This window comes from Eudoraea sp. (genome assembly GCF_049669105.1).
Taxonomy (GTDB): Bacteria; Bacteroidota; Bacteroidia; order Flavobacteriales; family Flavobacteriaceae; genus Eudoraea.
The window spans coordinates 48891-62989 of record NZ_JBATKE010000023.1 but is presented as its reverse complement, the minus strand read 5'-3'; the positions used below and the strand labels follow the sequence as shown (position 1 = coordinate 62989).

General features: G+C 35.7%; 17 protein-coding genes. 10 read left to right on the top strand and 7 right to left on the bottom strand.

Translation table 11 applies throughout. The features are described from left to right. Both WBM60_RS01960 and WBM60_RS01955 read left to right on the top strand, forming a co-directional pair. Window positions 1-211: DUF4301 family protein (locus WBM60_RS01960; protein ID WP_424282686.1), on the top strand; the 211-nt coding region annotated here is incomplete at its 5' end. Window positions 212-552: 341 nt separating this feature from the next. Further along, complete coding sequence (locus WBM60_RS01955) at window positions 553-2724, top strand: TonB-dependent receptor (protein ID WP_424282685.1); 2172 nt, start codon at window positions 553-555, stop codon at window positions 2722-2724. Between the two features lie 39 nt (window positions 2725-2763). On the opposite strand, the gene WBM60_RS01950 is transcribed toward WBM60_RS01955, so the two are convergent. Then, window positions 2764-3201 (bottom strand): hypothetical protein, encoded by a 438-nt coding sequence (locus WBM60_RS01950; protein ID WP_424259434.1) that lies wholly within the window; start codon window positions 3199-3201, stop codon window positions 2764-2766. A 248-nt stretch (window positions 3202-3449) separates the two neighbouring features. Here WBM60_RS01950 and greA point away from each other — a divergent pair, with 248 nt between their 5' ends. Together greA and WBM60_RS01940 are read left to right on the top strand one after the other, a co-directional pair. Then, window positions 3450-3926 carry a transcription elongation factor GreA gene (gene greA, locus WBM60_RS01945; protein ID WP_299158491.1) on the top strand — a complete coding sequence of 159 codons (477 nt, stop codon included), beginning with the start codon at window positions 3450-3452 and terminating at the stop codon, window positions 3924-3926. A 67-nt stretch (window positions 3927-3993) separates the two neighbouring features. Next, the gene (locus WBM60_RS01940; RefSeq protein ID WP_424259435.1) at window positions 3994-4386 is read left to right on the top strand and encodes an HIT family protein; all 393 of its coding nucleotides are present in this window, start codon (window positions 3994-3996) and stop codon (window positions 4384-4386) included. Here the strand turns inward: WBM60_RS01940 and WBM60_RS01935 are convergent. Next, window positions 4373-4729 (bottom strand): hypothetical protein, encoded by a 357-nt coding sequence (locus WBM60_RS01935; RefSeq protein WP_424259436.1) that lies wholly within the window; start codon window positions 4727-4729, stop codon window positions 4373-4375. The genes WBM60_RS01940 and WBM60_RS01935 overlap by 14 nt on opposite strands. After that, complete coding sequence (locus WBM60_RS01930) at window positions 4729-5880, bottom strand: sensor histidine kinase (protein WP_424259437.1); 1152 nt, start codon at window positions 5878-5880, stop codon at window positions 4729-4731. The genes WBM60_RS01935 and WBM60_RS01930 overlap by 1 nt, the downstream gene beginning before the upstream one ends. A gap of 107 nt (window positions 5881-5987) precedes the next feature. On the opposite strand from WBM60_RS01930, the gene WBM60_RS01925 reads away from it, so the two are divergent. From WBM60_RS01925 to aat, 3 genes are all read left to right on the top strand, one after another. Further along, a complete protein-coding gene (locus tag WBM60_RS01925) occupies window positions 5988-6899 on the top strand; it encodes a flavin reductase family protein (RefSeq protein ID WP_424259438.1) in 912 nt (303 codons plus the stop codon). Beyond that, on the top strand, window positions 6877-7254 hold the full coding sequence (locus WBM60_RS01920; RefSeq protein WP_424259439.1) for a DUF3127 domain-containing protein: 378 nt from the start codon (window positions 6877-6879) through the stop codon (window positions 7252-7254). Before WBM60_RS01925 ends, WBM60_RS01920 begins: the two co-directional genes overlap by 23 nt. A 64-nt stretch (window positions 7255-7318) precedes the next feature. Further along, window positions 7319-7981: a leucyl/phenylalanyl-tRNA--protein transferase gene (gene aat / locus WBM60_RS01915; protein ID WP_424259440.1), complete on the top strand. Its 663-nt coding sequence runs from the start codon at window positions 7319-7321 to the stop codon at window positions 7979-7981. Here the strand turns inward: aat and WBM60_RS01910 are convergent. The 4 genes from WBM60_RS01910 to WBM60_RS01895 form a co-directional block, all read right to left on the bottom strand. After that, the gene (locus WBM60_RS01910) at window positions 7964-8650 is read right to left on the bottom strand and encodes a DUF2490 domain-containing protein (protein WP_424276263.1); all 687 of its coding nucleotides are present in this window, start codon (window positions 8648-8650) and stop codon (window positions 7964-7966) included. The genes aat and WBM60_RS01910 overlap by 18 nt on opposite strands. Further along, window positions 8637-9227 carry a hypothetical protein gene (locus WBM60_RS01905; RefSeq protein ID WP_424259442.1) on the bottom strand — a complete coding sequence of 197 codons (591 nt, stop codon included), beginning with the start codon at window positions 9225-9227 and terminating at the stop codon, window positions 8637-8639. The genes WBM60_RS01910 and WBM60_RS01905 overlap by 14 nt, the downstream gene beginning before the upstream one ends. Beyond that, the gene (locus WBM60_RS01900; RefSeq protein WP_424259443.1) at window positions 9214-9777 is read right to left on the bottom strand and encodes a DNA-3-methyladenine glycosylase I; all 564 of its coding nucleotides are present in this window, start codon (window positions 9775-9777) and stop codon (window positions 9214-9216) included. The genes WBM60_RS01905 and WBM60_RS01900 overlap by 14 nt, the downstream gene beginning before the upstream one ends. Window positions 9778-9898: 121 nt before the next feature. Beyond that, a complete protein-coding gene (locus WBM60_RS01895; protein WP_424259444.1) occupies window positions 9899-10255 on the bottom strand; it encodes a hypothetical protein in 357 nt (118 codons plus the stop codon). A 141-nt stretch (window positions 10256-10396) separates the two neighbouring features. On the opposite strand from WBM60_RS01895, the gene WBM60_RS01890 reads away from it, so the two are divergent. From WBM60_RS01890 to WBM60_RS01880, 3 genes are read left to right on the top strand one after another with little or no spacing between them, the layout of a single operon-like run. Continuing rightward, a complete protein-coding gene (locus WBM60_RS01890; protein ID WP_424259445.1) occupies window positions 10397-11083 on the top strand; it encodes a TetR/AcrR family transcriptional regulator in 687 nt (228 codons plus the stop codon). After that, window positions 11076-12743, top strand: coding sequence for a peptidase domain-containing ABC transporter (locus WBM60_RS01885; RefSeq protein ID WP_424276262.1), 1668 nt, complete (start codon window positions 11076-11078; stop codon window positions 12741-12743). The genes WBM60_RS01890 and WBM60_RS01885 overlap by 8 nt, the downstream gene beginning before the upstream one ends. Before the next feature lie 5 nt (window positions 12744-12748). Beyond that, window positions 12749-14098 (top strand): HlyD family secretion protein, encoded by a 1350-nt coding sequence (locus WBM60_RS01880; protein WP_424262065.1) that lies wholly within the window; start codon window positions 12749-12751, stop codon window positions 14096-14098. The last annotated feature ends 1 nt before the right edge of the window (window position 14099 follow it).

Genomic DNA, 14099 nt, shown 5'->3' with positions numbered 1-14099 from the left:
GTATAACCTACTGAACTTTGTGGATACCAAACAAGGGTTTATCACACAAAAAACAGAAGATGGTAAAGAACTAAAGGCCCTTGAATTACCAGGGCTTTGGAACGGGGCTATGGCCTTTTGGAATACAATATTTGTTGAAGTTCCCTTACTCACTTTTAATCCCGTAAAAACAGTAAACGACCTTTTGAAGCCGACACATCAGGTAACTTAGTTTAGGGAGATCTGTTTTTATAAAGAAAAGGATTAATCAGAGTATGTTCAATTTTAATTATGAGGTTTTATTATGAATAATGGAACTACCATCGTAACTTTGTTTTATCTCAAAAGGGGTGCGAACTTCTGAAAAAAAAGTATTCTATAAATCTGTAAATATCAGACACGATTTTTACAATACTTTCAGGATAAGCTGAGATTATACCCAAGGAACCTGGGCAGGTAATGCTGCTAAGGGAGGCGAAAGTCGCCATTTGGATTTATTCCTGTCTCTTCAGGAAAAGAAAAAATCATAAAAACCAGAATAGAACCCCTTTTATTCGTGTAATTGAACTACGAATGAAAGCTTTTATTACATTGTTTTTCCTGATTTGTATTGGCGTAAAAGCTTATGCTCAACAACAAGAATCTGATACTACTACCCTCAAAAAAATTGTATTGGATGAGGTTTTTGTTTCAGCAATAAGGGTTACTCAGGAAACTCCCGTAACGTTTTCCAATTTAGAAAAAGATAAAATTATGCCAAGAAACCTTGGTCAGGATATCCCTGTTCTTATGAACTTTTTACCAGCGGTGGTTACAACGTCAGACGCCGGGGCTGGAGTGGGCTATACTGGAATACGCGTTAGAGGTAGTGATGCTACCCGGGTTAATGTTACTATAAATGGAATACCTTATAACGATTCTGAATCACATGGTACGTTTTGGGTAAATCTTCCCGATTTTGCATCTTCCACAGAAAGCCTTCAATTACAACGGGGAGTAGGAACATCTACAAATGGAGCTGGGGCTTTTGGGGCAAGTTTAAATATATTGACAGATGCCACTTCGCAGGAAGCTTATGGACATATTTCCACTTCCTATGGCAGCTTTAATACGATGCGCAACAATATTAAGTTCAGCACAGGATTGTTAAATGAACATATTGAAATTTCCGGGAGACTATCCAGAATAACATCTGATGGCTATATTGACAGGGCTTCGTCTAAACTGGATTCCTATTTTTTACAAGGCTCTTATGTTGATGATAATACATTAATTAAAGCTCTCCTTTTTGGAGGACATGAAGTTACTTACCAGTCATGGTTTGGCATTGATGCAGAAACTCTTGCCACAAACCGGACTTTTAACCCTGCCGGAATATATACCGATGAAAATGGGAATACTCAGTTTTATGACAAGGAGGAAGATAATTATAAACAAGATCATTTTCAGCTACTTTGGAATGAGGCTATATCACCTTTATGGAGCACAAATATTGCATTTCACTATACAAAAGGACGGGGTTACTTTGAACAATTCAGAGAAGACGATGATTTTGCGACCTATGGATTTTCACCAATAGTTGTCGATGGGGAGGAAGTGAATACCACAGATTTAATCCGTCGCCGTTGGCTGGATAATGATTTTTACGGGACTGTATTTTCGGCTAATTATAAAAAAGGCAGGACAAACCTTATTATTGGAGGAGGGTGGAATTCCTATAATGGAGATCATTTTGGTGAAGTAATCTGGGCGCGTTTTGCGGGAAATAGTATAATTAGGGATAGATATTACGACGATGATTCCAAAAAAACCGACTTTAATATGTTTGGGAAAATAAATTATGAGATTTCTCAAAATTGGAAACTTTTTGGAGATTTACAATTTAGAAATGTCAGATACAAGGCAAATGGAGATGATACTGGAGTAGTGGATGATACATTTAATTTTTTTAACCCTAAAGTTGGTGTCACCTATGACCTTAATAATGCAAATAATTTATACCTCTCCTTTGCAGTAGCGAACCGTGAACCCAATAGGAATGATTATGAGAATGGCAATCCTAAACCGGAAAAACTGAATGATTTTGAACTGGGCTGGCGTTATGTCTCACCTTCTGTTCAGCTAAGTACCAATCTATATTATATGAGGTATAAAGATCAGTTGGTATTGACCGGAGAACTCAATGATGTAGGAGCCCCACTAAGGGCAAATGTTGGTGACAGTTATCGTCTTGGTCTTGAAGTTGATGCCAGTATGAGTATTGGTAAGCGCTTCAAATTACAACCCAATATAGCACTTAGCACAAATAAAAACATTGATTTTCTTTTTCAGAGAGATGGTGAGTTACAGAATTTGGGAAATACCAATATTGCCTTTTCACCTGACATTGTGGTAGGTAACATTCTTACGTACATGCCCAATGAAAAATTTCAAATGTCGTTACTTACAAAATATGTTGGAAAACAATTTATGGGAAATATTGATTCGGAAGGCTCTGTTCTAGAGGACTATTCACAAACAGATTTTAATATACAATACACTTTCAATATAAATTCATTCATAAAAAGCATTGTACTCACAGGACTGATTAATAATATTTTTGATGCAAAATTTGTATCCAATGGCTACTTTTTTACTTATGATGACGATTTTTCCAATCCGGGAACTATAACTACTATTGAAGGTGCCGGGTATTACCCGCAGGCAGGAATAAACTTTCTATTGGGAGCAACATTTAACTTCTAAGGTTATTCAGGGGATAATTTAGGATATCATACCCTATTCTCAGTTGGAAATTACAACGGTAGTTCCATCAAATGAAGTGTTGTAAAACAAAAGGTCATAGTAAGGTTTCCCGTCATCAGGTCTGTTTAATTGTTGTCCGGTAAACAGGCTATATTCAAAATCTTCGCATGAACAAATTACAGTTTGACTATTAAGGTCCATTGTTGAGCATGCATTTGGGGCATGATTTGGACAACTGGCCTCCCAGGCAAAAAACTGGTCAAAACCCTTATTTATAACAAAAACACCTCTTATTCCTACACCCTGGTTTCCAATGAATATCGCATTCCCTATATTAGTTAAAGGACTATATAAGGGTAAATTGAGATTAGCTTCAAATCTGAAGCCAACTTCCTGCAAATAAGGATTACGGTTTCCTTCGTCTTTACTGCAGGCCAAAAGCAAAATGAAAACTAACCAGAGGCATATTCTTTTCATATAATAATAGGATTCAAATAAGATATCTTAAACAAAATTGAACAAAAAATATGTATCTTTGCGTTAAATCCTCTTTAAAAAAGGGGATTTTCTTATTAGTTAAACCTCATTTTGATGAATAACTCTACTTAATGTGTTTATCTTAAATTAGTTACCTCAAAATGATTGTTTAAACTAATCCTGCGTTTTCGTAGGATTTATTGTTTAATGATTTTGGGCATTTTTTATGCTTAATAAATATTGAAGTTATGAGTAATATATCTTATTACACGGCGGAAGGATTAAAAAAACTCAGAGAAGAGTTAAACTATCTTAGGGATGTGGAGAGGCCTAAATCTTCACAGGCCATTGCTGATGCCAGGGATAAAGGTGATTTGTCTGAAAATGCTGAGTATGATGCTGCTAAGGAAGCACAGGGGTTATTGGAATTAAAAATATCAAAACTGGAGGAAACCTTATCCAATGCCAGATTAATAGATGAATCTCAACTAGATACTTCTAAAGTACTGGTGCTTTCAACCGTAAAACTTAAAAACCGACAAAATGGGATGATCATTAGCTATACACTTGTAGCTGAAAGTGAAGCAGACTTAAAGTCGGGAAAAATTTCTGTTACTTCACCAATTGGCAAAGGGCTTCTTGGTAAAGAAGTAGGTGATGTTGCCGAAATTACAGTGCCAAATGGTAAACTAAAATTTGATATTCTTGAAATAAGCAGGCAGTAAAAAGCTATAATTCTTTATATTTAATCCTATCATTATTGATAGGATTTTTTTTAACTAAAAATTGACCGTGGAAAGTATTTTTACTAAAATAATAAAAGGCGATATACCATCTTACAAAATTGCAGAAGATGATAAATATTTTGCCTTCCTGGACATTAATCCCAATGCAAAGGGGCATACCTTATGTATACCTAAGAAAGAAGTAGATAAAATAATGGATATGGATGAAGCTCTATATTTGGGGTTAATGGCATTTTCCAGAAGAGTGGGCAAGGCCATTGAAGCAGCTATAGACTGTAAGCGGGTGGGGATTACGGTAATAGGTTTGGAAGTGCCCCATGTGCATGTGCATCTTATTCCTTTAAATAAAATGGCAGATGCAACCTTTATGAACAAAATTGAATTGTCACCGGAAGAATTTGAAGATATTGCCCTAAAAATTCGTTCTAAAATGAAATGATACCGGTTTTATATACGTAGAATAATACTGCGGCAATTACAATTGGTAACAGAATAATTAAGTAAAACATGGCCGTGAATTTTGTAGTCGCTTTTTCCGGATTGACCATTTTTTGGTAATACTCAAAGGTTCGCTCAATATCTTCAGTCCAATTTACCGGGTAAATAATACTTTCACATGTATTGCATTTAATTTGATGACTAACCTTTGAGGTAATCTTATGATAAAGCCTTCCAAATAAGTGCTTTTGATAAAACGTTATTTTCATGTCCTGATTAAAGCATTCAGGGCAGTTATTCGTAATGTCGGCCTCTTTAATAACAACTAATTTTTCTTTTGCCATTATTGCTGATCTGATTTTATTGATATCTGCATTATAGTGCCTTCCTTGCTCGAAGAAAGTACTTTTACCTTTCCTTTATGATACTCCTCAATTATCCTTTTAACCAGGGATAATCCTAACCCCCAGCCTCGTTTTTTTGAGGTGTAACCAGGATTAAAAATGGAATTGAAATCGCCTTTCGCTATTCCATGCCCGGTATCTGAAATTAATATATTAACATATTTGCCGTCCGGAACAATTTCGATGGCAATATTCCCTTTACCTTTCATTGCGTCAATTCCATTTTTGACCAAATTTTCAATTGTCCAGTTATATAATGAACGGTTTAATAGAACGGGAAGTGCTTCAACCTTAGAATTAAATGTAAAATGAATAAGTTTAGAGCTTCTGAGTTTTAGATATTCAAAGGCACTCCTGGTTTCTTTAACAATGTCGTGTTCTTGTAATTTCGGGAGTGAACCTATTTTAGAAAAACGATCTGTTATGTTCTGTAACCTTCCAATATCTTTCTCAATTTCTTTGGTAATTTCCGGGTTAATTTGTTCGCTCTTCAATAGTTCATTCCAACCAAGAAGTGAGGTTAGCGGGGTACCAATCTGGTGTGCGGTTTCCTTCGCCATTCCCGCCCATAGTTTGTTTTGTTCAGATGCTTTATTGGTTTTAAAGAAAAAGAAGATAACCGCAGCAAACAGAAATATGATTAATAAAAGGGCAATAGGGTAATATTTTAGTTTATTTAATACTTCCGAATTTCCATAATATAGGGTAGCCAATTGCTCACTATTATAATCAATAGAAATAGGCAAATTTTCTGATTCAAATTTTTTTATCTTTTGCTTTAAATAAGCGGTGTCAACAACTAATTCCTCGGGCATGTTGTTGGTTCTAATGGACCCATCTATATTTACCAGAATCATGGGAGTTGAGGTGTTGTTTTGAAAGATTTTAACATGTAGATTTCCCAGATCCCTGTCCTCTGAAGACTGCAATAATTCTGACTGAGCTGTAGCCCAAATCTCCATTTTATGGCGTTCTTCTTCCTTAAATTTTTTAAAAAAACTATTGGTATTCCAAAGAATAAGACTTACTATAACAAAAGATGCTATTAATAGAAATAGATTCGAAGTCTTCTTTTGGGAATTAAAATTCATCCTGCCTTTTACTTAGCAATAAAGATAACTGAAATTGACCTAAAATGTTGTGTTCTGCAAGCGAGTTAAAGTTTTAATTGGGATACAATTTATATACCTTTGTTTTGATGCAAAAAACGATATCGCTAATACCTTCTGAGATTACCACCGGGCAGTTGCACGCTTACCTTTTAGGTGCGGTTGGACCCAGGCCGATAGCTTTTGCAAGTACTATAGACGAAAAAGGAATTCCAAACCTCTCACCCTTTAGTTTTTTTAATGTCTTTAGCGCTAATCCACCTATATTGATTTTCTCGCCAGCCAGAAGAGTGAGGGATAATAGTACTAAGCATACATTAGATAATGTGCTTAAAACAAAAGAAGTGGTCATCAATATTGTAAATTACGAGCTGGTTCAGCAGATGTCTTTGACAAGTACAGAATATGGTGAAAAGGAAAATGAATTTATAAAAGCTGGATTAACAATGGTAGATTCAGATTTGGTTAAACCATTCAGGGTTGAGGAATCTCCTGTCCAGTTTGAATGCAAAGTAACAAAGGTGGAGGCTTTGGGTAACAAAGGGGGAGCTGGTAATCTGGTTTTTGCAGAAGTTGTTAAAATGCATATCCATGAATCAATTTTGGGTGAAGATGGCTCAATTGACCAGTTTAAAATTGATCAGGTTGCCCGAATGGGAGGTAATTGGTATAGCAGGGCTAATAAGGGCATGTTTGAGGTTCCGAAGCCACTTTCCAAGCTCGGAATAGGGGTTGATAATATACCGAAAGAAATACGATCAATAAAAATTCTAACAGGGAACGATTTGGGCTTATTGGGAAACGTTGAGCGTATGCCGGATAAAGATGATATCGAAGAATTTATAGCAACAAATGATCAAATTCGGTCCATTGTCAAAAATAAGGATACAAAAGAATTACTAAGAATAACAAGAGAATATTTAGATAATAATAAGATACTTTCGGCATGGAAAGTATTGCTAATAAATACTGAATTAAATGGAAATACAAGGAAAAATTAAAATGATTGATGAGACTAAAACCTTTGGCAATAATGGTTTTAGAAAAAGAGAGGTGGTTATTACTACTGAAGAACAATATCCCCAACATATATTGGTAGAATTCGTTCAGGATAAATGTGACTTGCTTAATAAGCATAATGTCGGAGAAACTGTAAAAATTAGCATTAACCTAAGAGGAAGAGAATGGACAAACCCTCAGGGGGAGGTTAAATATTTCAATTCTGTTCAAGGATGGCGAATTGAAACTTTACAACCCGATCAAGGGGATAGCGGAATACCACCTGTGCCTCCAATTGAAGCATTTGAACCGGCCGAAGAATTAAATGAAGAAGATCATGATGATCTGCCATTTTAGATAGATACCCTTTTCGGCTGCAGATTATTTTTAGGTTGACCGGTAATTCTAAGAACTGTTAAACTTGAAAAACAAGGATACGGATATATACTTTTTAACAGATCTATTGGAGTTCCCTCCGGCGGATAATGCAAATGCGGAGGGTTTACTGGCGGTTGGTGGGGATTTATCTCCAGAAAGATTATTGCTGGCCTATAAATCAGGGATATTTCCCTGGTTTAATGACGATTCTTTGATCTTATGGTGGAGCCCTGATCCCAGAATGGTTTTATTCCCTCAAAAAATCAAGATTTCTAAAAGTATGCGACAAATTATGTCGGGTACTCGATTCACTTTAACCAGGAATAGATGCTTTAAAGAAGTAATGGAAGCCTGTGCCGAAATAATGAGAAAGGGACAGGAAGGAACCTGGATTACCAATAGCATGAAAGAAGCCTATTTACGTTTACATGAACTTGGTTTTGCCAGATCATACGAGGTTTGGGAAGATAAGGAATTAGTGGGTGGGCTGTATGGAATTGATCTGGGACACGTATTTTGTGGTGAAAGTATGTTTTCTAAGGTAACAAATGCATCCAAATATGCATTTATTAATTTGGCCAAGGACCTTGAAGACCGTAACTATAAGTTCATAGATTGTCAGGTGTATACGAAACATTTGGCAAGTTTAGGGGCTGAAGAAATCTCGAGGAAGGAATTTTTAGAATTGCTAAAGACTAAAGTTTAAGGAAGAAAGCAATAATGCTATGTGTTGAGCAGTTCCTGTGAAATTGAGCAATCTGTATTCCATGCCAAATTGCAATTTGGTTTTAGAACTTAACAACCAGCCAAAACTTGCAGTAAAACGCTGCCCGTATATTGGTTCTAAGTCCTTTCCCACATTTAGCAGCGTTTCTAAATTTCCTATAAAATAACATTCACCTACATCTAAATTCTGCCCTTCAAGAGGCAGGTCTAATGTAAATCTATATCTAAAACGATGAATGGTCTGTAGTGATGTAATTCGTTGTTCAGCTCTAATCCTATGTCCGTAACGAACCAAATTAGGCCTGTATATTATATTGTATTGTTCAGTTATGCGAAATTCATTTATTTTTTCCTCATCAAATAACTCGGAATATCTGTATAAAATCCCCAGGCTCAAACTTTGATTACCGCCTATTTTAAAATTTGAAAAATGACCTATGTCAAACTGAAGAGCATTAAATTTTAGTTCTGTTGATTCATACATTGTACTCCTATTAGCTAGAAACCAATTGTGTGAATACAATTTAGATAGATTATAGTTTACTGCTATTCGAGGTTCAATAAATGCAGCAAAATTATCCTGACCTCTTATGAAAGCTGAAAAGAATAATAGACCTATTAATAGTATGTAATTATTAATAAAGGACATGATCATAGTTGGCCGGAAGGGATTCTCTCATTTTTTTAAAATCTCCTTCCGCTCCAAATAGGATTTCAAAGTCTGAATGGTCATCCTGTATTTTACCCCATACCATTAATTCATAATTTAGGGAAGGAATCAAAAGATTTTGGAATGCGTTATTTAAGGTAGTTTCGGTAGGTTCATCAGAGTTTACGGGATACTGTTGTTGAATTTTCCTGATTTTATACTTAGTAAACTTTTCCTTAAGGAACTTGGTGATCTTCAACCATGATTCGTCAGGGACGTCTACTTCGTTAATTAGAATTTCGATATCCTCAAGCTTGCCCGATTCATCAAATTCAATACTATAGTACAATTTATCTTTTTTAAACTTGGCCTCATAACTAATTTTTGTAGTATCTGTTTCCTTATAAAAACGAATCTTTTTAGCCTCATCCAGTTTCTCTTTGATGAATTCATGTGCTGTCTCAGGAAATTGATTTTTTTTAATACGGTGTTCCCGCTCAACCTTTACCTGAGAATTAACCATTGAGAACTGAAATAACACCAATACTAAAACTGGTAAACTCTTACACCTCATCATATCTAAAACAATTTACTTCGTGATCATTTACCATTCCGGTAGCTTGCATATGGGCGTATACCACTGTACTGCCCACGAATTTGAAGCCTCTTTTTTTAAGGTCTTTGCTAATGGCGTCAGATAAAGCCGTATTTGCAGGGCCTTCTTTGTGGTTCTCAATTTTATTTTTTATAGGTTGGCCATCTACAAAGTCCCAAATGTATGAACTGAAACTTCCGAATTCTTGCTGTACCTTCATAAAAGCTTGTGCGTTGCCTATTGTTGCACGAACTTTAAGCTTATTCCGTATAATTCCTTCATTCTGCAATAAAGCTTCAATCTTTTTTTCTGTATACCTTGAAATCTTCATATAGTTAAAACCATCAAAAGCTTTTCGGAAATTATCTCGTTTTTTTAAAATAGTCAACCAACTGAGCCCTGCCTGGAATGTTTCAAGGGTTAAAAATTCAAAAAGCGTTTTGTCGTCCCTTACGGGGACCCCCCATTCGTTATCATGGTAGGCCATATAAAGATCGTTCCCCAGGCACCAACCACAGCGTTGTTTTTCCATTCAGCTAATTCTTGAGTTCTAAATATAGTGGAATATTTTTTAAAGCTGGTGGTCACAAAATAAACCAGGCTGCTCTATGTCTTAAATCTAGTTAGAGTGGCTCGTGTCTGGAAGTGAATTCTTATTCACTTAATTCGCCTGAGGATAATGCATCTTCCAGATCCGCTTTAACGGTCGTGAACTTTCTAAAAAATTTCTTTCCATCCAGTAGTTTTAAAGTAACCTCCGTGCTGCCATCAGAAGTATAAGTGTAGTCGATTATTTCAACTTTTTTACCTAATACAGTCTTCATATCAGCTATACCTCCTCGTTTTATAATAAAATTTTTTCTGGGGAAATGAACGTGCTGATAATCGAATGCAGAAGGGCCTTCAATAGTTAAAACAACCCCTTTTTGGATGTTGAATTGTTGTTTTTGCTGTGCCTGTAATAAGAATACTGAGAGCACAAAGAGGATACAGATTGTAACATTTCTCATGATTCTGTCTCGCTTTAAATTACATGGTAAGATACTAAAATAATATTATATATGCAAGTATTACAATTGTTAAAAAATAGTTAAACTATTATATAATGATAGTAATACTATTATATTTGACAAATATTTAATTTCAAGCTGATGGAAAAGTTACTGCAATCTGTTCGAATTACGATTAATGATAAATTATATGTAAAGGACCCTGAATCTTCCAATCTGGGGAAACGAATAGTTGAAGAAAGTATTCTCATGATTAATGACATTGGTTTTGAGAGTTTCACATTTAAAAAATTAGGTAAAAAGATCGGATCCAATGAAAGTTCCATTTATCGCTATTTTGAAAATAAGCATAAATTATTGCTTTATCTGGCTTCCTGGTATTGGGGTTGGCTTGAATATCGGTTAGTTTTTGCAACTAACAATATCCCTGATCCCAACGCTAAATTGGAAAAAGCCATTGAAATCATGACACAGGCAACAGAAATAGATTTGGCCTTTACCCATATTGATGAAGTATTATTAAATAAAATTGTGATTAATGAATATTCTAAGTCTTATCTCACCAAAGAAGTGGATATGGAAAACAAGGAAGGTTATTTCGTAATTTACAAAAGACTTGTCAATAGACTGAGTCAAATGATAAAAGAAGTAAACACAGATTATCCCTATCCGGCAAGTCTGGCCAGCACACTTATTGAAGGTGCTCTGCATCAGTATTTTTTGATGGATCATTTTTCTTCTTTAACAAGTTGTGATGTCAATGTTACTCCTACAGAATATTTTAAACACATCGCCTTTAACACACTAAATATTAAGAATAATGGCTAAAAACATCCTTAGTGCCTGGCAGCGTTTATTAGGACTATTAAAGCTTGACAAGAGAGATATCATTCAGGTATTTTACTATGCTATATTTGCTGGGGTCGTCAATTTATCCCTTCCATTAGGAATACAAGCCATAATAAACCTGATCCAGGGTGCCCAGGTAAGTACGTCCTGGATAATTCTGGTAATTCTTGTAACATTAGGTGTCGCTTTTGTTGGTGTCCTGCAATTAATGCAGATACGGATTATTGAAAATGTGCAGCAAAAAATATTTACAAGATCTGCATTTGAATTTGCTTACCGGTTCCCAAAAATAAAGATGGACCAACTACTTAATTTCTATCCTCCGGAGTTGGCTAATCGTTTTTTTGATACCTTAAATGTACAGAAAGGACTGTCAAAGATTTTAATTGATTTCCCGGCAGCTTTGTTACAAATTATTCTTGGTTTGTTATTGCTGTCATTCTATCATCCATTTTTTATAATCTATGGAATTCTTTTATTACTACTAATATATGTAGTCTTCAAATTTACCGCACAACGGGGTTTGGAGACCAGTTTAGATGAATCAAAAAATAAATATAAAGTTGCCCATTGGATCCAGGAGGTAGCGCGCTCAATAGTTAGTTTTAAGCTGTCTGGTAAAACAAATTTAGCTATGAATAAGACTGACGTTTTAGTGTCTGACTATCTTGGTGCCAGGGAAAGTCACTTTAAAATATTAGTGATTCAGTTTATTCAGATGATTGGTTTTAAAGTTCTGGTTACCCTTGGCCTATTGCTTATAGGGGGGATTCTTGTCCTTAATCAGGAGATGAATATTGGACAATTTGTTGCTGCCGAAATCATAATATTGTTGGTGATTAACTCCGTTGAGAAACTAATATTAGGATTAGAGACATTTTATGACTTGCTAACTTCAATAGAAAAACTGGGGCAAGTGGTAGATAAGGAATTAGAGCCGCAAGATGGGGAAATGCCTTTTAAGGAAGATGAAGCTTTCACTGTAGAATTAGATGAAGTTAGTTATAATGTTCCTGGGCGCGAAAAGCAGATCATTGATTCGGTCTCGCTTACTATTACCCCCGGCTGCAGAATATTAATACATGGCAATAGCGGTTCTGGTAAGTCTACTCTGCTTCGATTAATTGCCGGAATTGTAGAACCCGATAAAGGAAATATCTATGTAAACAATGCTTCTTTGCAAATGATCAATATAAATTATTATCGTTCGCATATAGGAAAATCTCTCCCTGAGGAATCTCCTTTCGAGGGCAGTATTTTAGAGAACATTACTTTCGGAGATACTTCTATTACAGAAGATGAGGTGTATTGGGTTTTAGAGAAAACCGGCTTAGTGGAATTTGTAAAGAACCAACCTAAAGGACTTAATACAATGCTTTATCCCGAAGGCCAGCAAATACCTTATGTAGTTTCTAAGAAAATTGTTTTGGCACGTAGTATAGTTAAAAAGCCAAAGATGTTGATTTTAAAGGATCCATTAGATCATTTTAATGCTAAAGAAACGAAGGAAATAATGGATTTCTTATCGGATAAGTCAAACCCATGGGCACTACTGGTAGTAAGTCAAAATCCAAGATGGGAACAAAAATGTACCACCATTATTACCATGGAAAATGGTAAAATAAAAAACCAAAGTTAGAAGACATGCTAAACATTTCACATAATAAACTAAATCAGAAAGTAGATCTGAGTGTTTATACCTCTTCACAGAAAGTTTTTCATACAAAGTATTATAAACACTTTAATCGGTTTCTATTGATATTTGCCGGTATTGCGTTGATTATACTTTTTTTACCCTGGACACAGAATGTATCAGGAAATGGTTATTTAACCACCTTAAGTCCAGGTCAAAGACCTCAGACCATACAATCGCCAATTCCCGGTAGAATTGAAAAATGGTATGTGCAGGAAGGGGATTATGTAAAAAAAGGGGATACAATTCTTTTTATTTCCGAGATAAAGAATGAGTATTTTGATCCCAATTTAGTGGAAAGAACCGGGCAGCAAATTAGGGCCAAATCAAGTGCGGTTACATCTTATGAAGGCAAGGTTAAAGCGCTTAATAATCAAATAGCGGCTTTGAGTAGAGAAAGAGAATTAAAATTACTCCAGGCTAAAAACAAACTTATTCAAGCTAACCTTAAAGTAGAAAGTGATAGTATCGACCTGGAAGCGGCCAAGACAAACATTACCATTGCACAAAGACAATACAATCGGGTACTTCAGCTTGAAAATGAGGGATTGAAGGCGGTGACGGATGTAGAAGAAAAGAAGTTAAAATTGCAAGAAACTCAGGCCAAACTTATCTCGCAGGAAAATAAACTTCTCGCCGCGATAAACGAAGTCATCAATGCCGAAGTGGAAATAAATAGAGTAAAGGCAGAATACGCCGATAAAACATCAAAAGCACAGAGTGATATGTTCACCGCACAGTCTAATCAGTTCGATTCTGAGGCTCAGGTAACAAAACTGGAAAACGAGTTTACTAATTACTCTATGCGCAATGATATGTACTTTATAAAGGCTCCTCAAAACGGCTTTATAAATAAAGCGATTAAAGCGGGAGTTGGAGAGACCTTTAAGGAAGGAGAAGAATTAGTTGGTATTATGCCCGCCGATTACGAATTGGCCGTAGAGACTTATATAAAACCTATAGATCTGCCCTTAATGCACCTGGGTGAGGAGGTTAGAGTACAATTTGATGGTTGGCCGGCAATTGTATTTAGCGGGTGGCCAAATGTCTCTTATGGTACATATGGAGGAAAGGTGGTGGCCATTGAAACTTTTATAAGTGATAATGGGAAATATAGAATACTATTAGCACCTGATCCTAACGACCATCAATGGCCAAAGGATCTAAGAGTTGGTTCTGGAGCCTATACTATAGCACTTTTAGAAGACGTGCCGATTTGGTTTGAATTGTGGCGACAGCTCAATGGTTTCCCTCCAAATTACTATCAGCCGAATGGGGACATGTCTAAATCTGAGAAATAGT